The sequence below is a fragment of the Rhizobium sophoriradicis genome (genome assembly GCF_025200795.1).
GTDB lineage: Bacteria > Pseudomonadota > Alphaproteobacteria > Rhizobiales > Rhizobiaceae > Rhizobium > Rhizobium sophoriradicis.
Genome location: NZ_CP104152.1, coordinates 1,992,196 through 2,013,157 on the forward strand (window position 1 = coordinate 1,992,196; position 20,962 = coordinate 2,013,157).

Genomic DNA, 20,962 nt, shown 5'->3' on the forward strand with positions numbered 1-20,962 from the left:
GGGGTGACCGTCGCGTCGAGGGGAACCATGAGGATATGGTCGGAGCGGACGGGCGCCGGCCTCAGTCGCGCTCCCTTCTCTGCGGCATAGGAAAACTGGTGGCCAGACGTGATCGCGATCACGGCGGCAAATGCGAAAGAGATTGTCCGAGCACACAGCATGGCATTCTCCGCCGGCCGTCGATTTCCGGCCGAACCCTATTTTACATCAGAACTTGCTAAAATGCTCAAGCGTCGATCACGAATTTGTCGGTCGCGGTTGCGCACCAGCCGTGAACCCTCACCACCCTTCCGGAACCTTTTCCGTCCGGCGGGATTTGCGACCAGATGGATTTGGAGCGCCGGCATGATCAATGACCTCTGGTACAAAAACGCCGTCATCTACTGCCTGTCCGTCGAGACCTTCATGGATGCGAACGGTGACGGCGTCGGCGATTTTCAGGGACTGATGCGCCGTCTCGACTATCTCTCCGGCCTCGGCGTGACAGCGATCTGGCTGATGCCGTTTCAGGCGTCTCCCGGTCGTGACGACGGTTACGACGTCTCCGACTATTACAATGTCGACCGGCGCTACGGTTCGCTCGGCGATTTCGTCGAATTCACCCACGGCGCCAAGCAGCGCGGCATCCGGGTGCTGATCGATCTGGTGATCAATCACACCTCGAAGGATCATCCCTGGTTTCAGGACGCCAGAAGCGATCCGAATTCGCGCTATCGTGAATGGTACGTCTGGTCGGACAAAAAGCCTGCGAATGCGGATCAGGGCATGGTTTTCCCTGGCGTCCAGAAGACCACCTGGACCTATGACGAAAAAGCCAAGGCCTATTATTTCCACCGCTTCTACGATCACCAGCCCGATCTCAACACCTCCAACCCAGAGGTCCAGGCGGAGATCCTCAAGATCATGGGCTTCTGGATCCAGCTCGGCGTCTCGGGCTTCCGGATGGATGCCGCCCCTTTCATCATCGCGACGAAAGGTGCCGAGGTCGCCAAGCCGGTCGAGCAGTTCGACATGCTGCGGAAGTTTCGCGAGTTCCTGCAATGGCGCCTCGGCGACTCCATCGTGCTGGCGGAGGCCAACATCCTGCCGAAGGATAATTTCGAATATTTCGGCGACGATGGCGACCGCATGCAGATGATGTTCAATTTCCAGGTCAACCAGACGCTGTTCTATGCACTCGCGACGGCCGATACCCGCCCGCTGAAGAAGGCGATGGAGGCCACCAAGCCGCGCCCGGCAACTGCCCAATGGGGGCTGTTTCTTCGCAACCACGATGAATTGGATCTCGGTCGTCTGACGGATAAGCAGCGCAACGCAGTATTTGCCGCGTTCGGACCCGAGAGGGACATGCAGCTTTATGACAGAGGCATTCGTCGTCGCCTGGCGCCTATGCTTGGCGGCGACCGGCGCAGGATCGAGATGGCCTACAGCCTGCTATTCTCGCTGCCCGGAACTCCAGTCATCCGCTACGGCGATGAAATCGGCATGGGCGATGATTTGTGCCTGCCGGAGCGCAATTGCGCGCGCACCCCGATGCAATGGTCGACGGAGCCGGAAGGCGGCTTCACCAAAAGCCAAAAACCCATTACGCCGGTCATCAAGGACGGCCCCTACGGCTTCGAACATATCAACGTCGCCGTCCAGCGGCGCGACCCGAACTCGCTCCTGAACTGGACCGAGCGAATGATCCGAATGCGCAAGGAGGCTCCCGAAATCGGTTGGGGCGATTTCTCGGCGGTCGACACAGGCGACGACGGCGTACTGGCGCTGCGGTATGACTGGCGCGGCAATTCGGTGCTGATCCTGCACAACCTGCATCCGCACCCGTCGGAAATAAGCTTCGATCCCGATGTCGGTGAACAGGGGCGAAAGTTGATTGATATTGCCGAGGGTGCGAGCAGCGAGGCGGACGACAAAGGGTGCCATAAGGTCATGCTCGATGCCTATGGCTATCGCTGGTATCGCGTCGGCGGTCTCGACTATCTCCTCAGGCGGAAGGACATTTAGAGCCCTGTCTCACTGGAATTCGAAGATCTGCCGGAAGACGCCCGGCGCGATGATCGACAGCGGATTGATCTGCAGGTTCGGCTGGTCGAACTTGCCGGTGAGCTTGAAGGTGATGCCGATCAGGCCGCGATCGCTGCCGTTGCCGAGGATGACGCCGATCAGCGGCAGTTCGGCGAACAGGCGATTGAGGCCGTAGGCCGGCATGAATGTGCCGGTCATATCCATATTGCCCTTGCGGTCGCGCACCACGCCCTGGAACGTCGCGCCGATCTGGTCGCCGCGCAGCACCCCGTTCTCGATACCGATCATGCCACCGCGCGAAACGATGCGGGCAAAAGCGCGCTGGAAGCGTTGCGACGAAGTGTCGATGTCGCGTTTGACGGCCTCGTTGAGGCTGCGCTGCTCGTTTCCGACGGGCGTGGAGACGATCGAACGCAGGCGCTGTTCGTTGACGATCGAGAAACGGCGCACATCGAGCGAGCCGTCCCAGCCGCCCTGCGCACCCAAGCGGATCGCCAGATTGAGCAGGCCGCCCTGCATGTGCTGGTAGAGATCGGCGAAGCGCGAAACCGCGCCCGCATCACCGCTGGTGATGTTGATGACGCCGCCATCCTTCATCTGGCTGACAACGGCCTCGCCGCTGTCGGTGATGCCGGAAAAATTCAAGGCCTGCAGCTTGTCGCCGCGCAGTGACACCTGCGCCTGGAAATTGCCGACCTTTTCGTCGTTGAAACCGACGACGTTTTTCAGCCTGGCGCGCACCGACACGCCGGTGTTGTCGGAATCGCCGCCCTCGTCGTCGCCCGAGCCCGATTTCAATCGCGCGATGACCGGCCGCGCATCGGCGCTGGTTCCTGAAACGGAGACGTCGAAATTGCCCTTGCTGCGCTTCACCGACAGGGCGAAATCGTCGAGCGAGGAGAGCCTGACGCTGTCGAAATCCGCGGAGATCAGGCCCGTCTTGCCGACGTTCAGCGATCCAGTGGCGCCGAAACCGTCACCCTTCAGCCGGAAATTCTTGATCTGAGTATTTTCGGGCGGACCGGACATCTCGAATTCCGCGGATGCGGCAATGCCGCTGCCTTTCGACCAGCCGATCCAAGGCAGGTCGAGCATCGATTTGGTGAGGTCGAGCTGAACGTCTTGCCGGTCGTCGTCTATCCGTGTCAGCACCATCTTCAGGTTACCCCTGACGATATCGGAAAGCCCGGGCATCACCTTGCTGCGCTGATCATCCGAGAGCGTCGCCGTGATCACGCGCTGCCGCTCCACGCCAGACGACGCTTCGACCGGCTCGGTCAGATCGATATCGGCGGGAATGCCGTCGATCTCGCCCTTGGCATCGAGCGTGATCTGCTTCGGATCGCCATTCAGCATGCCGCTGACATTGCTGATCGTGCGGCCGGAAAACGGCTTGGCCAGATCGACGTCGACGAGCTTCATGGCAGCCTTCCACTCGGCCGGCGGCGGGTTCTGCGACGACAACAGGCCGAAATGCGCCTTCACATTCGCGTCGATATGTCCCTTGAAATCGTCGGGCGTAAAGCCGGCGCGCTGCAGCACCCGGATCGGTTTGTAGGTCAGGAGCTCGCCGACTGCGTCCGCTGCACCGGAGACTGCAAGATCGATATCGGCCATCAGCGGTTTGTCGTAGGCGGAAGGTATGACGAAGGTTCCCTGCCCGAGACCGACGGACCGGCCGGAGGGGAAATAGGAGGTGCCGCTCTTGATCGAAATCGTGGCAACCGGGCCGGTCAGATCGAAATGCGCCGCCGTATCGCGCACCGGCGGAATGTCGCCGGCCACGTTCATCCGCGCGCCGGCAATGTCGAAGCCGATGCGGATCTGGTTGGCGTCGAGCTTCAATCCCTTGCCGCCGGCTGCCTCGTCAAGCCGTCCGAACGGAATGAAGACGGATATGGCGGCGTCGGTGACGGTGCCGCCGAAGAGATTGCCATGCACCCATGTGCGCACCTTGGGCGCCATCCAGAACGGCCAGAGTTGCTTGATCGCCGTCGTCTGCAGCTCTCTGGACTGCCCGGCAAAGCTGATTTCCGGCGACTTATCGCCGAGCCTGACGTGCAACGCCCCGTAAAGCGCGCCGAGCGGGCTGGAAACGGTCATGTTGGGGAACAGGAATTCCCGGCCGGCGACCATATAACGCCCGGTCGCCTGAATATCGAAGGAGAGCGGCTGTTCGCCGGAGCCGCCAGGCGCGGCGGTACCGCCGCTGACAAGCAGGTCGATGCCGAAGCCCTTGCCGGCCTGCGGGTCGAGCTTGTCGAGATCGATCAGCGCGCCGTTGATGGGAACCGTGGTCGCGCCGAACCGGGCGTTCGACTTGGCGATCTCGAGTGTCTGCTTGGCGAAATCATAGGCGAGGTTGATCTGCCCGCCCGACAGCTCCTGCGGATCGCCATCCGCATAAATCAGGCCGGGATCGATATCGACCGTTGCGGCAAGCGCCGGCTGCACGCCCTCGCGTTGCCTGGTCGCCGACACCGTCAAGTCGACGAAGGCGCTGAGCCCCTGCCGTATTACGCCCTGATCGTTGCGTTTCAGCGCGAAGGGCGTGAGGTCGGCGTGCTTGAGCGTCGCCATCACCATGGACACCTGGCCGCCTTCCTTCTCGGCCAGAACGTCGAGCTCCGCCACCTCGCCGTTGAGCGCAACCTCACCCCTCAATTGCAGCGAGGATGGCCCGGCATGCGCAAAGACGAGATTGTCGACGACGAGCGACAAGGGGCCGTTTGCGGTATCGGCGAATTTGATGTCGATCCCCGAGACGCGCACGGAATTGGTCGAGCCGCGTGTCACGATGCTGTCGAACATGTCGAGCTGCGAGAAGATCCTCTCCATCGCCGCCGGCATGGCGTCGATGCGCAAATCGTCGAGCTTGACGGGATTGCCGGAGGGCAGAAGCGCGGTGTCGAGGGCGATATCCTCCGCTTCGATATCGGCCACGGCGATACGGCCGCGGAAAAGCTGCAGCGGATCGAGCCCGAGCCGCACCGAACCCGTCGTCGACAAGTGCTGACCGCTCTGTTGGTCGATCATATTGACGTTGCGCGCTTCCAGCGCCAGCCGGAAGTCAGAGGTGAAGCGGATGACGGTGGAGCCGACCTCGGCGCGGTAGCGCGGTCCGGCTACACCGTTCAGCGCCGCCTGCGCATGCTGCGACAGCGGCTTGTCGAACATGCCGCTCTCGACGGTGAAGACGATGGCGCCGAGGATCAGGAGAATCAGTCCCAGAAATCCCAAGGTCACCTTCGCCGTGCGCCGCATCGGCGAACGCGGCGGCGGGCAATGAACAATGATCGGATCCTCGGTCTGGGCGGACGGCAAGCGGTCCAGCGCAACGATATCCTTCTTGCGAAACGTGACCTTTTCGCCGCGGATGGCTGACATGCGCCTTCGGGCTCTCCCTAAATCGAAAGAATTGAACCCGGCCATGCTGGACGGGTTTCCGTCCACTATATAATTCGGGGAGAGACAGTGTCATCCACAAACCCGGCAAAAGAAAGGTTTTCCCAATGGCGGTTCCCGGCATCGGTGCCCTGGCCCCCGATTTCAATCTCCCCCGCGACGGAGGCGGCCGTATCTCGCTTTCCGATTTTCATGGCAAGCCGCTGGTTTTGTTCTTCTATCCGAAGGACGACACCACAGGCTGCACCGCCGAATCGCTGGCCTTCACGGCGCTGGCGCCGGAGTTCGAAGCAGCCGGTGCTGCCGTGATCGGCATGTCGCCCGATTCGGCCGCCTGCCATGACAAGTTCATCAGGAAACACCGGCTTTCGGTGGCGCTCGCCTCGGACGAAGAAAAGACGACGCTGCAGGCCTATGGCGTCTGGAAGGAAAAGAGCATGTACGGCCGCAATTTCATGGGCGTCGAGCGCACCACTTTTCTCATCCGTCAGGATGGTACGATCGCCACAATCTGGCAGAAGGTGAAGGTGCAGGGCCATGCCGAAACCGTGCTCGAGGCCGTCAGGAATCTGGCCGCGTGAGCAATGATTTCGCGATAAGTTCGCTGCGCGGCGGCGCCGTCGACGCCATCCTCTCGGCCGATCTCGACCGCAAGACGGCCCTGGCGCAGGAAAGCGCCACCCGCTGGTTCGCCCGCCGGGTGTCGCTGCGCTCCCCGCTCGACGACGCCCTGCCGGAAAGGCCCGGCCGTCCTGACAAACCGGTGCTGACGCCGCCGACCCAGGTGGAGAAACGGTCGCTGCACACCCTCAAAGGCCGGATCGCCCTGCTGCATGCCATCGCCCATATCGAACTCAACGCCGTCGACCTGGCGCTCGATATCGTCGCGCGGTTCGCGACCGAACAGGTGCCGAACTCCTTTTTCGACGGCTGGATGCAGGTCGCCTTCGAGGAAGCGAAACATTTCCGCATGGTGCGCGCCCGCCTCAACGATCTCGGCGCCGATTACGGAGATCTTCCCGCCCATGATGGGTTGTGGCAGGCGGCCCATTCGACGCGCAACGACCTGACGGCAAGGCTCGCCGTCGTGCCGCTGATTCTCGAAGCCCGCGGCCTTGACGTCACGCCGTCGCTGCAGGCGAAGATGCGCGAGACCGGCGATCTCGAAAGTGCCGCCGTTCTCGATGTCATCTACAACGACGAGAAAGGCCACGTCGCCGTCGGCGCCAAATGGTTCCGTTTCCTCTGCGCCCGCGAGAAGCGCGATCCGGCAAAAGCCTTCCAGGAGCTGGTGCGCGCCAATTTCCGCGGGCCGCTGAAGCCACCCTTCAACGATCTCGCCCGGGCCGAAGCCGGATTGACGCCATCCTTCTACCGCTCGCTGGCGTCGATCAGCCACGCCTGAAACGACGCGCATTTTCGACACGGATGGCGAGAAGGAAAGCATTCATTAACCATAACCGTGTCTAATTTTCCGAAAGAGGCGTAGAGCATCATCGGGAGAGCCTGCGTGAACAGCGGACATCAGCACCGGGTATTCGGCAGGCGGGCGCAGGAACACATCCTCATCCTGGCAAGCGGCGACAAGGTGCGCCACATGACGGTCCGGCCATGGATGGCGGCGCTTGCCTTCTGCTTCGTCGGCGTGTTCTCGATCGGCTATCTCCTGGCGACCTCCTACCTCGTGCTGCGCGACGACCTGATCGGCGCCACCATGGCGCGCCAGGCCCGCATGCAGCACGACTACGAGGACCGCATCGCCGCCCTTCGCGCCCAGGTCGACCGCATCACCTCCCGCCAGCTTCTCGACCAGCAGGTGGTCGAGGACAAGGTCGACAAGCTGATGGAGCAGCAGATGGCGCTGACCTCTCGACACGGCAAGCTCGACAATCTGCTCGACCGCGCCGAAAGTTCCGGCCTGACGGAAAAGAACGGCGCCCTGCCCGCGCCGTCATCACCCGTCCAGTCCTTTGCCCCCGATATCAAGGACAAGCGCGCTTCACTCACCGACGGCATCGAGGCGATCGAGAGACAGCTGGCGAGCGGCGCGCCCGCCGACGCGACGCCCGATAATTCGACGCTTGCCTATGTGCCGTCCGCCGAGACGGTCGGCGACCGCGCCGACCGGATCTTCTCCAAGGTGACGCTGTCGCTGAAGGATGTCGAGCAGGACCAGCGCAACCGCGTCGAGCAACTGACGAGCGACGCCGGCCACGCCGCCAGCGCCATCGAGACCGTGCTGACCCGCTTCAAGATTCCTGTGCCTGAGGAGACGGCCGCCGCCAGGCAGGAGGAGGAGAGCGCCATCGGCGGCCCCTATCTGGAACCCGAGAGCAACGACGACTTCAACAATTCGCTGGCTGCCCTCGACGGCGCGCTGACCCGGCTGGAGGCCGTGCGCAGCACCGCCGAGTCCCTGCCCTTCCGCAATCCCGCCATCGGCAAGGAAGTCACCAGCCCCTTCGGCAACCGCCGCGACCCGTTCCTTGGCCGCCTGGCGCTCCATTCCGGCATCGACTTCCGCTTCTCGCCGGGCGAGAGGATCCGCCCGACGGCGCCCGGAAAGGTCATCGCTGCCGGCTGGACGGGCGGCTACGGCAATATGGTCGAGGTCGACCACGGCAACGGCATCTCGACGCGCTACGGCCATATGTCACAGGTTCTCGTCAAGGTCGGCGACACGGTCGGCCGCAACAATGTCATCGGCCTTGCCGGCAGCACCGGCCGCTCGACCGGCACCCATCTGCACTATGAAGTGCGCCAGAACGGCCAGGCGGTCGATCCAGTATATTTCATGAATGCCGGCCTTAAACTCGCCAGCTATATCAAGTAACAGCCATCAGGTAACCATCGCTTCACTCTGCACGGCGTGCCGCCTCTCTATTTCTTGACTTGCCGGCCATTCGGGGCTATGTCGCGCTGCATTGCGGCATGCAATCCCGCCGACTCGTTCAGAGCTCGGCCGAACCGGAACGGAAACAGTTTTCCCTTTGACGACATTCGCTGACCTTGGCTTGAGCCAAAAAGTGTTATCCGCTGTTACCGACGCGGGCTATACGATCCCCACGCCTATTCAGGCGGGGGCCATTCCCTTTGCGCTCGAACGCCGCGACATTTGCGGCATTGCGCAGACCGGAACCGGCAAGACCGCATCCTTCGTGCTGCCGATGCTGTCGCTATTGGAAAAGGGCCGCGCCCGCGCGCGCATGCCCCGCACGCTGATCCTCGAGCCGACCCGCGAACTTGCTGCCCAGGTCGCCGAGAATTTCGAGAAGTATGGCAAGAACCATCGTTTGAACGTCGCCCTGCTGATCGGCGGCGTGTCCTTCGAAGACCAGGACCGCAAGCTTGAGCGCGGCGCCGATGTGCTGATCTGCACGCCTGGCCGCCTGCTCGACCATTTCGAGCGCGGCAAGCTCTTGATGAGCGGCGTCGAGATCCTCGTAATCGACGAAGCCGACCGCATGCTCGACATGGGCTTCATCCCCGATATCGAGCGCATCGCCAAGCTGATCCCCTTCACCCGTCAGACGCTGTTCTTCTCGGCGACCATGCCGCCTGAGATCCAGAAGCTCGCCGACCGCTTCCTGCAGAATCCGGAGCGCATCGAGGTGGCCAAGCCGGCATCGGCCGCCAAGACGGTGACGCAGCGCTTCGTCGCCTCGCACAGCAAGGACTACGAGAAGCGCGCGGTCCTGCGCGAACTCGTCCGTGCGCAAACCGAACTGAAGAACGCCATCATCTTCTGCAACCGCAAGAAGGACGTCGCCGATCTCTTCCGTTCGCTGGAGCGCCACGGCTTCTCCGTCGGCGCCCTGCATGGCGACATGGATCAGCGCTCCCGGACAATGATGCTGCAGAGCTTCCGTGACGGCAATCTCCAGCTGCTCGTCGCCTCCGACGTCGCCGCCCGCGGCCTCGACATTCCCGATGTCAGCCACGTCTTCAATTTCGACGTGCCGATCCACTCCGAGGATTACGTCCACCGCATCGGCCGCACCGGCCGTGCCGGCCGCTCGGGTGCTGCCTTCACGCTGGTCACCAAGCGCGACACCAAATTCGTCGATGCGATCGAGAAGCTGATCGGTGAAAAGATCGAATGGCTGAACGGTGACCTGAACGCGCTGCCACCGGCCGAAGAAGGCAAGGACAGCGAGCGTCCGCGCCGCAATGGACGCGAGCGCGGCGACAAGGGTGAGCGGGGCGAGAGGGATCGTGGGCGCGGACGCGGCAATCGCGGCGCCGCGAGTCATAAATCTGATAACGACATACAGGATAATGACGTCCAAGTGATCGAAGCAGCACCAGCAAGGGCCGAAGTCTTGAAGAACGAGCGCAAAGCAGAGCAGAAGCCGCAAAACAACGCGCGCAACAATCGGCCCTACCCGGCAAATGACGACAGCCGAGACCGCCGCCGTCATCGCGATCACGACGACGGCCCGACTCCGGTCGGATTCGGCGACGACATCCCCGCCTTCATGCTGATCGCCGGCAGCGCCAAGGTCTGAACATCCAATGGGCAGGCCCGGCCTTGACTTCCCGGGCCTCGGCGTCGGTCTGGTGATCCTGCGAGACGACCAGATCCTCCTCTACAAACGTCTGAATCCACCTGAAGCCGGCTACTGGAACATCGTCGGCGGCAAGGTTGATCACATGGAGCCGGCTGAAGAGGCTGCTCGCCGCGAGGCGGAAGAGGAAACCGGCCTGACGATCGGCCGGATCGAACGCATCGGCGTGACCGAGCAGATCATCGACGCTGACCGCCAGCACTGGATTTCCATCCTCTATCTCGCCCGCGACGTCGAAGGCGAGCCGCAATTGACCGAACCGGCCAAGCTTTCGGATTTCGGCTGGTTTCCGCTGAATGGTTTGCCTGAACCGCTGTCCGCCTTCACCAGGGCGGCAATATCGGCCCTGCCCGCCAAGGAACGCGCTTAGCCCTCGGCGCGAAGCGCTGCCTCATAGGCCAGCCTGACCCATTTCGCCATCAGGTCGGGATCGTCGTAGGCCTCTTCGGGAATCGACCAGTAGGGCATCTTCACCGGCTTGCCCTTCTTGCCCTCATAGGCCCATTGCGTGGCGCCGGCGGCGGCAAATTCCGGGGCGCTTGTTTCGTCGGCCTTCAGCAGCATCTCGTCGCGCACTTCGACTGCAACGATGCGCCCGAGGTGATAAATGCCTTTGCCGCCGAACATGCGCTTGATCGTGACAGGGCCGAGCCCCTGAAACATTTCCTCGATCCCGGCATTGTCCATTCTCAGTCCCTCGAATTCCCTGCCAGACGGATCACAGCGTGTGATAATCCCGGTTCATGTAAATAAGCGCCGGGTGCTTCTCGCTGAAGCGGACGGCCGCGACTTCGCCGAAGATGACGTTATGCGTCGGCATTTCCTTGATGTCGGTCACCCGGCAATCGAAGGCGGCAAGCGCATCGGCAAGGACCGGCGCGCCGGTGACGAGCGTTTCGAAACGGGTGCTGGCGAAGCGTTCGTCATCGGCAAGCGACGTGCGTCCGGAGAAAGCGTCGGCGACGCCCTGGTGGTGAGCGCCGAGCGTATTCAGCACGAAGATGCCGCTGCGGAAAAAAATCTCGTTCTTCGGATTGGTGTTGTTGAGGCAGATCAGCACCGAGGCCGGATTATCCGAGACCGAGCAGGCGGCTGTGATGGTGACGCCCCGGCGCATGCCTTCCATCACCGTCGTCACGAGTTGCACATGGCCGGCATAACGGCTCATGGCATCCCGATAAAGGCCGGGGTCGATATGCTGCCTGTTCAACACCTGCTTCTCCGTACGCTTTTCTGCCGACTGCATACATCCATAAATCGGAATCGACTTGAGGACCAAATTACGCGGCTATTCAAAGTGCTGCAGCGTCCTTTGCGTCACCGAAAGGACGCGCTGCGCTGCAGTTCGACTTTCCATCGCGCCAATATGGCGAGCATGGGTTACCTTTTCTACAATAGGACCGCTGAAAAGCATGGAGTTACGCTTGTTTTTCTTTGACGATCGCGGCCTTGCGGATAAAAGGGCATGGACGATGGCTAGGGATCTCCGCCTTTCATGATCAACCTGCGTGGCATAGCAGCCGTTCTGATGCTGCTGGGAGCGGCGGCGCAAGGCCATGCGGCCGGCGTGACGATTGGCGTCGTCGCGCCCCAGAATGGCCCGCTCGCCCTGCTCGGCGCCCAGATTGCCGCCGGCGCCGGTTTCGAGATCCAGCAGTCCGGCAATACGCTCGTCGCCGTCAACGAGCCCTGTGAGGACAATAGCGGCGCGGCAGTCGGCGATGCGCTTGTCGCGGCCAAGGTGCAGATCGCCGTCGGCTTTCTCTGCAGCGACACGCTGGAAGGCGCCCTACCGAAGTTGAAGGATGCCGGCATTCCGGCGATCACCGTCTCCGTGCGCTCCCGCATTCTGATGGAGGATGCGCTGAAAAACGGCTGGCCGCTCTTCCGCATGGCGCCCGCCGATGGCGCCGAGGCGGCAAAGATCAACGAAGTGATCTTGAAGAACTGGGCAGCCGATCCGATCGCCCTGATCGAGGACGGCACCATTCACGGCCGCGAACTGACGGAAGCGGTGCGCAATGCGCTGGAACAGAACGGCCTGAAGCCGGTCTTCACCGATACCTATCGCCCGGGGCAGGAGCAGCAGATCGCTCTTGTCCGCCGCCTGAAACGGGCCGGGGCCACCAGGGTCTTCGTCGGCGGCGACCGCAACGACATCGCCGTCATCGCCCGCGACGCGGAAGCCGAGAACATCCCGCTCTCCATCCTCGGCGGCGACGCCATGCGCGCCGCCGATCAACCGCTGCCGCTCGGGCCCGGCGTGCGCGCCGTCGCCCTGCCCGAATATGCCGTTCTGCCGGAAGCCGCGGGGGCGGCCGAAGCGTTGCGCGCCAAAGGGATCGAGCCGGAAGGTTATGTCCTGCCGTCGCTGGCGGCGGCATTCATTGCCGGCCAGGCAGCCGAAGCCGCGGCTGCGGCCGGCAAGCCCCTCCAGGAGACGCTGCTCGGCACGACTTTCCAGACCCCGGTCGGTGCCGTCGCCTTCACCGGCACGCATGAACTGTCGCAAAACCCGTACCGCCTGCTCGAATGGCGCGGCAACGGCTTTTTTCCACCGGCTGCGCCGACGCAATGAGCGGCGGCCAGCCTTGATTCCGGCGCCGTGCTCGGCTGGCGCCCATACGGAGTAAGACTTGATGACGCTGCCCATTCGCATTGCCCCCTCGATCCTCGCGGCGGATTTCGCCAGGCTCGGCGAGGAAGTACGCAATGTCACCGCGGCCGGGGCCGACTGGATCCACCTCGACGTGATGGATGGGCATTTCGTGCCGAATATCTCCTTCGGCCCCGATGTCATCAAGTCGCTGCGCGCCTATACCGACGCCACCTTCGACTGCCACTTGATGATCTCGCCGGTCGACGACTATCTCGAAGCCTTCGCCAAGGCCGGCTGCGACCGCATCACCGTCCATGCCGAATCCGGGCCGCATCTGCACCGGTCGCTGCAGACCGTCCGTAATCTCGGCAAGAAGGTCGGGGTGACGGTCAATCCGGCAACCCCGCTGAGTGCCATCGAGAACGTGCTCGATGATGTCGACCTCATCCTCATCATGTCGGTCAATCCCGGCTTCGGCGGACAGAAGTTCATTCCGGCGATGGCCGCCAAGATCGCGGCGGCAAAGTCGCTGATCGGTGACCGGCCGATCGAACTTGAAGTCGATGGCGGCGTCACGGTGGAGACGGCGGCGGCAATCGCACAGGCCGGCGGCAACGTCCTCGTCGCGGGCTCGGCGATTTTCAAGGGCGACACGGTCGAGGATTATCGCCGGACGGTTGCCGAGCTGCGACAGGCAGCCGAGGGGGCACGCGCATGAAGAAGCAGCTTTTCATCGCCGGTAGCCTGCTCGTCGCCGCACTCGCCGGCTTGCCCGGTCTGTCACTTGCCGGCGACATTGCCAGCATCCAGCCGATCGGCTTTTCCGCCGACGGCAAGGTCTTCGCTTTCCAGGAGTTCGGCATCAAGGAGGGCAGCAATGTCCCCTATTCCAACACATATTTCATCGATACCGATAAGGGCCAGTATCTCGAGGGCACGCCCTTCCGCACCGAGCTGACCGACCAGGACGCCAATCTTTCCAAGGCGCGGCGGCAGAATCTCACGGCGGCGCGCGGCCAGATGGACAGATACGATCTTCTGACCAACCCCGGCCTGATCGCCGCCTTCAATCCGCCGACCGAACTCGGCTCTCCCGCAAAGACGCTGCGTTACACCACGCTTGCGACCGACGGCCCGCCGAAATCGCCCTATACGCTTTCGCTCGGCGAGTTGCCGATAGCGGTGCCGAAGGACTGCGCGGCGATCGCCAAGCGGGTCCTCGGCTTCAGCCTGCAGATGATCGAGAAGGAAGGCGCTCCGAACCGGCAGGCAGCGCGCCAGGTGCAAACGGTTCCGGCCGAACGCGCATGTTCGGTCGAATACAGGATCGGCGGCGCCGTCGTCTATCAGCCGGAAGCCGCAAACCAGGTTCATATCGCCCTGGTCCTCGCCTTCGATGCGCAAAGGAACGGCCGCTGGATCGCCGTTCCGGTTCATCCCTGAGGCTGGTTTCCCGACATGAAGCGCCTCAGGGCGGCATGGCCGCCCTACTCCCATCTGATCCTCGGCGCCTTGCTTTGGGCCGTGCAGATGCTCGTCTCCGCCATGCTGGGTCTCTATCTGCGCAACGGCCTGGAGACGAGCCGGCTTGCCGAAGTCGCCACGCTCTATTTCCTCGGTGGCCTGCTCGCCTGGCCCTTCGCTTTGCCGGCCGCCCGCTTCCTTGCCTATGGCAAGCCGCCGGAGGCGCGTTTCGCCGCCTTTTTCGTCACGCTGATCGCTGCCACGATCGCGATGACTGCCTTCCTCTTCGCGATGGAATATCGGATCTTCTATTCGCGCTGGCACGCGCCCTTCGGAAGCGGCATCTGGGTCTTCCAGTTCATCTTTACCAGCATCAGCGCCGTCTATCAGTTCCTGGTGATCGGCCTGCGCCTTTTCCTGCCGCTCGGTCTCCTCTGCCTCGTCGTCAGCAGCTACTATCTTGCCAAACGCATGCGTTGAGATTGCCGCCCGTCTTTGCTACAGGGGCGCTGAAGCAATTCAGCAAAGACGCTAGGCGGCTTTACCAGGAATTGCGTGAAAACAGAACTTCGACGCTCAAACCTCTTGAAGTGAAGGCAGCCGCCCATGATCCCGCGTTACTCCCGGCCCGAAATGGTCGCCATCTGGTCTCCCGAAACCAAGTTCCGCATCTGGTTCGAGATCGAGGCGCATGCCTGCGACGCGCTGGCCGAACTCGGCGTCATCCCGAAATCGGCGGCAAAGACCATCTGGGAAAAAGGCGGCGCTGCCACCTTCGATGTCGCCCGGATCGACGAGATCGAGGCTGTCACCAAACATGACGTCATCGCTTTCCTGACCCATCTTGCCGAGATCGTCGGCCCGGATGCACGCTTCGTCCATCAGGGCATGACCTCGTCCGACGTGCTCGACACCTGCTTCAACGTCCAGCTGGTGCGCGCCACCGATATTCTGATTGCCGATCTCGACCGTTTGCTCGCGGCACTGAAAACCCGCGCCTTCGAACACAAGGACACCGTCACCATTGGCCGCTCGCACGGTATCCACGCCGAGCCCACAACCTTCGGCGTCAAGCTGGCGCTCGCCTATGCCGAATTCGAGCGCTGCCGCCAGCGTCTCGTCGCCGCCCGCGAAGAAGTCGCGACCTGCGCCATCTCGGGCGCCGTCGGCACCTTCGCCAATATCGATCCGCGCGTCGAAGAACATGTCGCCGAGGCCCTCGGCCTGAAGGCCGAGCCGGTCTCGACCCAGGTGATTCCGCGCGACCGCCACGCCATGTATTTCGCCACCCTCGGCGTCGTCGCCTCCTCGATCGAGCGGCTCGCTACCGAGATCCGCCACCTGCAGCGCACCGAGGTTCTGGAAGCCGAGGAATATTTCTCGCCTGGCCAGAAGGGCTCCTCGGCCATGCCCCACAAGCGCAACCCGGTTCTCACCGAAAACCTCACCGGCCTCGCCCGGATGGTCCGCTCCTACGCCATGCCGGCCATGGAAAACGTCGCCCTCTGGCACGAGCGCGATATCTCGCACTCCTCGGTCGAGCGCATGATCGGCCCCGACGCCACCGTCACCCTCGACTTCGCCCTCTCCCGCCTCGCCGGCGTCATCGAAAAGCTCTTGGTCTATCCGGAGAACATGGAGAAGAACCTCAACAAATTCCGCGGCCTCGTCCACTCCCAGCGCGTCCTCCTGGCGCTGACCCAGGCCGGCACCTCCCGCGAAGACGCCTACCGCCTGGTCCAGCGCAACGCCATGAAGGTGTGGGAACAGGGCAAGGACTTTTTGGAGGAACTGCTGGCGGATGCTGAGGTCCGCGCTGCGCTGTCCGAGGAGGATCTTCGCGAAAAGTTCGATCTTGGGTACCACACCAAGCATGTCGACACGATTTTCCGGCGCGTATTTGGGAATGCTTGAGAGAATCCCAACCCATCGGCGTCATCCTCGGCCTTGTGCCGAGGAGCTGCCACATAGCAACCGGCAGTAGATTCGGGACAAGCCCGAGGATGACGAGAGAGGGGTTGTAGGCGTTGTTTTAGCTCATTGTTTTTATGCATCTCCTCGAAGCCGCCGCTCTCTCCGGGTGACATCCATTAAAAGGTCTGACCTCACCCGTGCATGAGTCGTCTTCTTAATATAATCCCGAATTGTCTTCAGCTTTTCTCAAGCGGCCGTTGTTTCATCTTTGAGGCTTTAGCGTTCCCAGGACGTTTACGCGCCTCGGCCTTTTTCGGCGTAACGGTTTCTGCGGCATCCGTCGTCCTGCACGCCTCCGTCTCGCCCCTGCCCTTGGCAGCCTTGGCGACAAGTCGGTCGAGATGCTTCAACTCATCCTCGTCGAGGTTTTCGATGCCGATGAAGCGGTTTTCGGCGTGGCTCGTCAGAATGATTTCGTTGAGCTTGGCCTGGATCGCCCGCGTGTCGCGCGTCTGGGCGTTCTGCAGCACGAAGACCATCAGGAAGGTGATGATCGTCGTGCCGGTATTGATGATCAGCTGCCAGGTTTCCGAATAGTCGAAGAAGGGGCCGAGTGCGGCCCAGACGATGACGATGCTCAGCGCCAGGATGAAGATGACGGGTTTGCCCGCCCATTCCGATGTCTTGGTTGCGAAGCGGGCGAACAGATGTTTCATCGTCACCTCTGAAATCCTCCCTCGGAGCCATATTAAAACTCCGAGGCAGGTTCGAGGTTCCCCTGGGGAATCGGAATCCGAAATCCCCGAGGGGCAAAGCCGTGGCTACGCGATCTCCCGCGCAACCAGCTTGCGGTAGAGATGCCAGGTCGCATGGCCGAGGATCGGCATGACGAGCGCAAGCCCGGCAAAGACCGGAATCGTGCCGATGACGAGGAGTGCGGCGACGATCAGACCCCACAGCAGCACCGGTACCGGATTGGCGACCGTGGCCCGGATCGAGGTCACGACGGCGGCGACGGCCCCGACATCGCGGTCGAGCAGCAGCGGAAAGGTGATGACGGAGATAGCCAGCACCACCAGCGCGAAGACGAAGCCGATGAGATTGCCCCAGATGATCAGCTGCAGGCCTTCAGCCGTACCGAAGACCTGGCGGGTGAAATCCGCCATGGTGCGCGGAAACACGTCTCCGAGAAGATTGGTGTAAAGCGTCTGCGCAGTCACCAGCCAGACGACGAAAAGGGCAAAAAGCATCAGCCCGACCGCGACGATCGACGGCAGTGCCGGTGAATGGCGCACTTCGAGTGCATGCGTCCAGGACGTATCCAGGCCTTCTTCGCGCCGGCGGCTGATCTCATAAAGGCCGATCGCCGCGATCGGGCCGATCAGCACGAAACCGGACATCAGCGGGAAAACCATCGGCAGAAGATTGGCGCCGGAGGTCCATAGCGTCAAGAAGATGCCGGCGATCGGATACATCAGGCACAAGAACACATAATGCGAAGGTTTTTCCTTAAAATCGTCGAGCCCGCGCTTTAACGCGTCGAAGACGTCAGCAATGCCAATGCGATTGACGACGGGCCGCGCCAAGCTTTCGCTGGCACCGGTCATGACATGAAATGCCGCCATGGCTTTCTCCTCCTCAGCCGAGACTTAATCGGCGGCGGCACGCATAGGCGGGCAAGCCGATACGAAATCCGCAACCGGCACTGGAGCAATATAACAAATATCAATGCCCGTGTCGCTCTCTCCCTTGACCGCCTCTTGACATCTTCGTCAGGCTTTCTCACATCGGCGGCACTATGAAAGCCTCAGACGCAGATATCCTCATCATCCCCGGCTACACCAATTCCGGCCCCGGCCACTGGCAAAGCCGCTGGGAAGCGAAGCTCAGCACGGCGCGGCGCGTCGAGCAGGCGGAATGGACGAAGCCTGTCCGCGAGGACTGGATCGCTCGCATCGCCGAGGAGGTGAACGCCTCGACCCGCCCCGTCGTTCTCGTCGCCCATTCGCTCGGCGTTCCCTCGGCGATCCACGCCATCCCACTTTTCCGCAACCGGGTGGCGGGCGCCTTCTTCGTCGCCCCGCCCGATGTCACCAATCCCGACATCCGCCCGAAGCATCTGATGACCTTCGGCCCCTACCCGCGCGAGCCGCTGCCCTTCCCGTCGATCACGGTGGCGAGCCGCAACGACCCGTTCGGCAGCTACGACCATGCCGACGATATCGCCAGCAGCTGGGGCTCTTTTCTCGTCGATGCCGGTGAAGCGGGACATATCAATGCCGATTCCGGTCACGGACCCTGGCCCGAGGGCACGATGGTCTTCGCCCAGTTCCTGAGCCGTCTCTCCGCTGCTTGAGGAAAACCGCCTTCTCGTTAATTCAGCAATTGCTTTCTAAGTCTTTCTTAATGGAAAGGCAGCAGACTGCGCCCGAGATGAATAAGCGAGAATGCCCGTGAAGAATGCCCACCCAAAGGCCGAGAACCCGCATGGCGATGCCACAGCGGCTGAGGCCGGCGTCGGCGGGGCAGCCGGCGGTTCCGAGCTGGCGGAACGGGAGAGCCGATGGAACCATGCGCTGGTCGGCTCCGGCCTTGGCGTATGGGATCATAACTACCGCCTCGACCGGAAATATTACTCGCCCACGTGGAAAACCATCCGAGGCATGGCCCCCGACGAGGAGGTCGCCGGCGATTACAATGCCTGGCTGCAGCTCGTCCATCGCGACGACCGCGATTTCGTCGCCCATGCCATCGAGCGCCAGAACGCCGGCGATCCGGATTACCAGGTCTTTCAATACCGCGAGCGCCACAGGGACGGCCACTGGGTCTGGATCGACTGCCGCGGCGCCTGCGTGGAATGGGACGAGAACGGCGTGCCGACGCGAATCGTCGGCACGGATGTCGATATCACCGCCCGCAAGGAAGCCGAGGAGACGCTGTCGCGCTTGTCGCGCCGGCTCGATCTGGCGCTGGAGATCTCCCATATCGGCGTCTTCGAGGCCGATATCGAAAATGATACGGTCGAATGGGACGATCGCCTCATTGCCATTTACGGGCTGAAAGGCGCCCCGCATCAGATCGCGGCCGACGCCTGGGCCAAAAGCCTGCATCCCGACGACCGCGAACGCGTACTGGGCCTCGCCGGCCGCAGCGTTGAAAGCGGCAGCGATTTCCAGCAGGAATATCGCATCATTCGCGGCGACGGCGCCGAACGTATCATTCGCGCTCGCTCCGCCTTCTTCGTCGACGGCAACGGCCACCGCAAGCTCATCGGCGCCAACTGGGACGTCACCGAGGACGTCGCGCTGCGCAATGAGCTGCAGCGCGCCAAGGATCTGACCGAGGCCCGCAACCGCGAACTCGAAGCCGCCAAGGAGAGCATCGAGCGCTTGGCGCTGCATGATTACCTCACCGGCCTTCCGAACCGGCGCTATCTCGACAAGATGCTGGACGAGCGCTCGGCCGAATGCCGCGCCAAGAGCTTTGCGCTTGCGATCCTCCACATCGATCTCGACCGTTTCAAGCAGATCAACGACACGCTCGGCCACCGGGCCGGGGACGCCATGCTGCAGCACGCGGCGAATGTGCTGAGAAACTCCGTCCGTGCCGCTGATTTCGTCGCCCGCATCGGCGGCGATGAATTCGTTATCCTCTGCACCGTCGATCCCGCCTCGAAGAAGATCGGTGGCCTTGCCGAGCGCGTGATCCGCGAATTGCGCAAACCTGTCAGATATGAGGGACACGACTGCCGTTTCGGCGCCAGCATCGGCATCGCCATCGACAGCGGTCCAAAGCTCGACGCCAAGCAGACGCTGCTCGATGCCGATATCGCGCTCTATCGCGCCAAGGGCCTCGGCCGCAACCGCTTCGAATTCTTCTCCGCCTCCGACCGCCGCGACATCGTCTTGGCCAAACATCTCGCCGACGAGATCCTGATCGGCCTCGAACGCAGTGAATTCATCCCCTTCTATCAGCTGCAGTTCGATGCCCGAACCCTCGACGTTACGGGCATCGAAACCCTGGCCCGCTGGCAGCATCCGCGGCGCGGGCTGATGACGCCCGACCTTTTTCTTGATATTGCCGAGGATCTCGACGTCGTTTCGACCATCGACGCGCTGATCCTGGAGCGTGCGCTGGCCGACCGCCGTGCCTGGATCAAGGACGGCTTGTCGATTCCGAAGGTATCGGTCAACGTTTCGGCCCGCCGGCTTGCCGATCCCGATCTCGGCAAAAAGCTCCGCGCCCTGAAGATAGAACCCGGCGCCATCGCCTTCGAACTGCTGGAATCGATCTCGCTGGACGATTGCGACGCGCTGGTCGCGGCCAATCTCAAGAAGCTCCGCAAGCTCGGCATCGACATCCAGATCGACGATTTCGGCACCGGCCACGCCTCGATCGTCAGCCTGCTGCGCCTGAGCCCGACGACGCTGAAGATCGACCGCGAGCTGATCCGCCTGCTGCCGCAATCGGCCGAGCAGCGCAAGCTGGTCGGCTCGATCATCGATATTGGCCGCTCGCTGAACATCCGCGTCATTGCCGAGGGCGTCGAAACGGCGGATCACATCCGCATTCTCGAAGAACTCGACTGCGGCACCCTGCAGGGCTACGCCCTCGCCCGGCCGATGCCGGCGATGCAGATCCCCTCCTTCATCCGTGCCGGAAGCTGGCGCCAGGGGCAGACCACTGCGCGTGCCCTGCAGACGCGTCTTCGCCGCGCACTGCCGGAAAGAGCCGCCAAATAAAACCTGTATAAGCGGCCCGCCATTTCGCCTTCATTCCACCCTATAGGAAAAGGCGCTAGGCTCGTCCTGCAAATTCATTCGATTCTCTTGGCGGTATTCCGTAAAATCCGGAAACCGGGACCGGAAATCCCGAAACGGGGGAAGGAGCGACAGGCGGATTGTGAAACTCACTCTTTTCCTTTAAGGGGACGCCACGAGATCGATCCACTCGCGCCATCCCAAGAGCGCCAACAACAGAGAAT

18 protein-coding genes are annotated in these 20,962 nt (G+C 62.4%); 13 read left to right on the plus strand and 5 right to left on the minus strand.

The features are described 5' to 3' along the window. Positions 1 to 345: 345 nt before the first annotated feature. Positions 346 to 2,007 (plus strand): alpha-amylase family protein, encoded by a 1,662-nt coding sequence (locus N2597_RS10045; RefSeq protein ID WP_106796169.1) that lies wholly within the window; start codon positions 346 to 348, stop codon positions 2,005 to 2,007. Positions 2,008 to 2,016: 9 nt separating this feature from the next. On the opposite strand, the gene N2597_RS10050 is transcribed toward N2597_RS10045, so the two are convergent. Further along, positions 2,017 to 5,415 (minus strand): YhdP family protein, encoded by a 3,399-nt coding sequence (locus tag N2597_RS10050; RefSeq protein ID WP_183597685.1) that lies wholly within the window; start codon positions 5,413 to 5,415, stop codon positions 2,017 to 2,019. 125 nt (positions 5,416 to 5,540) lie between these two features. Between N2597_RS10050 and N2597_RS10055 the strand changes: the two genes are divergently transcribed. The 5 genes from N2597_RS10055 to N2597_RS10075 all read left to right on the plus strand — a co-directional run bounded on the left by N2597_RS10055 (position 5,541) and on the right by N2597_RS10075 (position 10,371). After that, positions 5,541 to 6,014 carry a peroxiredoxin gene (locus tag N2597_RS10055; RefSeq protein ID WP_009983859.1) on the plus strand — a complete coding sequence of 158 codons (474 nt, stop codon included), beginning with the start codon at positions 5,541 to 5,543 and terminating at the stop codon, positions 6,012 to 6,014. Then, positions 6,011 to 6,838 carry a ferritin-like domain-containing protein gene (locus N2597_RS10060; RefSeq protein WP_183597683.1) on the plus strand — a complete coding sequence of 276 codons (828 nt, stop codon included), beginning with the start codon at positions 6,011 to 6,013 and terminating at the stop codon, positions 6,836 to 6,838. The genes N2597_RS10055 and N2597_RS10060 overlap by 4 nt, the downstream gene beginning before the upstream one ends. 105 nt (positions 6,839 to 6,943) lie before the next feature. Continuing rightward, entirely contained in the window at positions 6,944 to 8,266 is a 1,323-nt protein-coding gene (locus tag N2597_RS10065; protein WP_183597681.1) for a M23 family metallopeptidase, read from the plus strand. 157 nt (positions 8,267 to 8,423) lie between these two features. Beyond that, complete coding sequence (locus N2597_RS10070; RefSeq protein WP_038689188.1) at positions 8,424 to 9,941, plus strand: DEAD/DEAH box helicase; 1,518 nt, start codon at positions 8,424 to 8,426, stop codon at positions 9,939 to 9,941. Between the two features lie 7 nt (positions 9,942 to 9,948). Beyond that, positions 9,949 to 10,371, plus strand: a complete 423-nt coding sequence (locus N2597_RS10075; protein WP_183597678.1) for an NUDIX domain-containing protein — start codon at positions 9,949 to 9,951, stop codon at positions 10,369 to 10,371. On the opposite strand, the gene N2597_RS10080 is transcribed toward N2597_RS10075, so the two are convergent. Both N2597_RS10080 and N2597_RS10085 read right to left on the minus strand, forming a co-directional pair. Next, the gene (locus N2597_RS10080) at positions 10,368 to 10,688 is read right to left on the minus strand and encodes a TfoX/Sxy family protein (RefSeq protein WP_038689192.1); all 321 of its coding nucleotides are present in this window, start codon (positions 10,686 to 10,688) and stop codon (positions 10,368 to 10,370) included. The genes N2597_RS10075 and N2597_RS10080 overlap by 4 nt on opposite strands. Before the next feature lie 31 nt (positions 10,689 to 10,719). Then, positions 10,720 to 11,214, minus strand: a complete 495-nt coding sequence (locus N2597_RS10085; RefSeq protein WP_077989212.1) for a flavin reductase — start codon at positions 11,212 to 11,214, stop codon at positions 10,720 to 10,722. Positions 11,215 to 11,496: 282 nt separating this feature from the next. Between N2597_RS10085 and N2597_RS10090 the strand changes: the two genes are divergently transcribed. The 5 genes from N2597_RS10090 (at position 11,497) to purB (ending at position 15,978) form a co-directional block, all read left to right on the plus strand. Further along, positions 11,497 to 12,579, plus strand: a complete 1,083-nt coding sequence (locus N2597_RS10090) for an ABC transporter substrate-binding protein (protein ID WP_077989213.1) — start codon at positions 11,497 to 11,499, stop codon at positions 12,577 to 12,579. Between the two features lie 61 nt (positions 12,580 to 12,640). Continuing rightward, a complete protein-coding gene (gene rpe, locus N2597_RS10095; RefSeq protein ID WP_096761781.1) occupies positions 12,641 to 13,318 on the plus strand; it encodes a ribulose-phosphate 3-epimerase in 678 nt (225 codons plus the stop codon). Then, positions 13,315 to 14,043 carry a DUF2259 domain-containing protein gene (locus N2597_RS10100; RefSeq protein ID WP_183597675.1) on the plus strand — a complete coding sequence of 243 codons (729 nt, stop codon included), beginning with the start codon at positions 13,315 to 13,317 and terminating at the stop codon, positions 14,041 to 14,043. The genes rpe and N2597_RS10100 overlap by 4 nt, the downstream gene beginning before the upstream one ends. A gap of 15 nt (positions 14,044 to 14,058) precedes the next feature. Further along, positions 14,059 to 14,544 (plus strand): hypothetical protein, encoded by a 486-nt coding sequence (locus N2597_RS10105; protein WP_183597673.1) that lies wholly within the window; start codon positions 14,059 to 14,061, stop codon positions 14,542 to 14,544. A 126-nt stretch (positions 14,545 to 14,670) separates the two neighbouring features. Further along, the gene (gene purB, locus N2597_RS10110; protein WP_183597671.1) at positions 14,671 to 15,978 is read left to right on the plus strand and encodes an adenylosuccinate lyase; all 1,308 of its coding nucleotides are present in this window, start codon (positions 14,671 to 14,673) and stop codon (positions 15,976 to 15,978) included. A 236-nt stretch (positions 15,979 to 16,214) separates the two neighbouring features. On the opposite strand, the gene N2597_RS10115 is transcribed toward purB, so the two are convergent. Beyond that, the gene (locus tag N2597_RS10115) at positions 16,215 to 16,694 is read right to left on the minus strand and encodes a low affinity iron permease family protein (protein WP_183597764.1); all 480 of its coding nucleotides are present in this window, start codon (positions 16,692 to 16,694) and stop codon (positions 16,215 to 16,217) included. Between the two features lie 105 nt (positions 16,695 to 16,799). Continuing rightward, positions 16,800 to 17,603: a DUF2189 domain-containing protein gene (locus tag N2597_RS10120; RefSeq protein WP_010060723.1), complete on the minus strand. Its 804-nt coding sequence runs from the start codon at positions 17,601 to 17,603 to the stop codon at positions 16,800 to 16,802. Positions 17,604 to 17,776: 173 nt separating this feature from the next. Here N2597_RS10120 and N2597_RS10125 point away from each other — a divergent pair, with 173 nt between their 5' ends. Together N2597_RS10125 and N2597_RS10130 are read left to right on the plus strand one after the other, a co-directional pair. Next, positions 17,777 to 18,334 (plus strand): RBBP9/YdeN family alpha/beta hydrolase, encoded by a 558-nt coding sequence (locus N2597_RS10125; RefSeq protein WP_010060721.1) that lies wholly within the window; start codon positions 17,777 to 17,779, stop codon positions 18,332 to 18,334. Between the two features lie 91 nt (positions 18,335 to 18,425). Then, positions 18,426 to 20,720 (plus strand): putative bifunctional diguanylate cyclase/phosphodiesterase, encoded by a 2,295-nt coding sequence (locus tag N2597_RS10130; RefSeq protein ID WP_183597669.1) that lies wholly within the window; start codon positions 18,426 to 18,428, stop codon positions 20,718 to 20,720. Positions 20,721 to 20,962 lie beyond the last annotated feature (242 nt).

Excerpts from the sequence above, each read along its gene's own strand:
- N2597_RS10045 (WP_106796169.1), top strand. The coding sequence starts at position 346 with ATGATCAATGACCTCTGGTACAAAAACGCCGTCATCTACTGCCTGTCC.
- N2597_RS10050 (WP_183597685.1), bottom strand. The coding sequence starts at position 5,415 with ATGTCAGCCATCCGCGGCGAAAAGGTCACGTTTCGCAAGAAGGATATC.
- N2597_RS10055 (WP_009983859.1), top strand. The coding sequence starts at position 5,541 with ATGGCGGTTCCCGGCATCGGTGCCCTGGCCCCCGATTTCAATCTCCCC.
- N2597_RS10075 (WP_183597678.1), top strand. The coding sequence starts at position 9,949 with ATGGGCAGGCCCGGCCTTGACTTCCCGGGCCTCGGCGTCGGTCTGGTG.
- N2597_RS10080 (WP_038689192.1), bottom strand. The coding sequence starts at position 10,688 with ATGGACAATGCCGGGATCGAGGAAATGTTTCAGGGGCTCGGCCCTGTC.
- N2597_RS10090 (WP_077989213.1), top strand. The coding sequence starts at position 11,497 with ATGATCAACCTGCGTGGCATAGCAGCCGTTCTGATGCTGCTGGGAGCG.
- rpe (WP_096761781.1), top strand. The coding sequence starts at position 12,641 with ATGACGCTGCCCATTCGCATTGCCCCCTCGATCCTCGCGGCGGATTTC.
- N2597_RS10100 (WP_183597675.1), top strand. The coding sequence starts at position 13,315 with ATGAAGAAGCAGCTTTTCATCGCCGGTAGCCTGCTCGTCGCCGCACTC.
- N2597_RS10105 (WP_183597673.1), top strand. The coding sequence starts at position 14,059 with ATGAAGCGCCTCAGGGCGGCATGGCCGCCCTACTCCCATCTGATCCTC.
- purB (WP_183597671.1), top strand. The coding sequence starts at position 14,671 with ATGATCCCGCGTTACTCCCGGCCCGAAATGGTCGCCATCTGGTCTCCC.
- N2597_RS10115 (WP_183597764.1), bottom strand. The coding sequence starts at position 16,694 with ATGAAACATCTGTTCGCCCGCTTCGCAACCAAGACATCGGAATGGGCG.
- N2597_RS10120 (WP_010060723.1), bottom strand. The coding sequence starts at position 17,603 with ATGGCGGCATTTCATGTCATGACCGGTGCCAGCGAAAGCTTGGCGCGG.
- N2597_RS10125 (WP_010060721.1), top strand. The coding sequence starts at position 17,777 with ATGAAAGCCTCAGACGCAGATATCCTCATCATCCCCGGCTACACCAAT.
- N2597_RS10130 (WP_183597669.1), top strand. The coding sequence starts at position 18,426 with ATGCCCGTGAAGAATGCCCACCCAAAGGCCGAGAACCCGCATGGCGAT.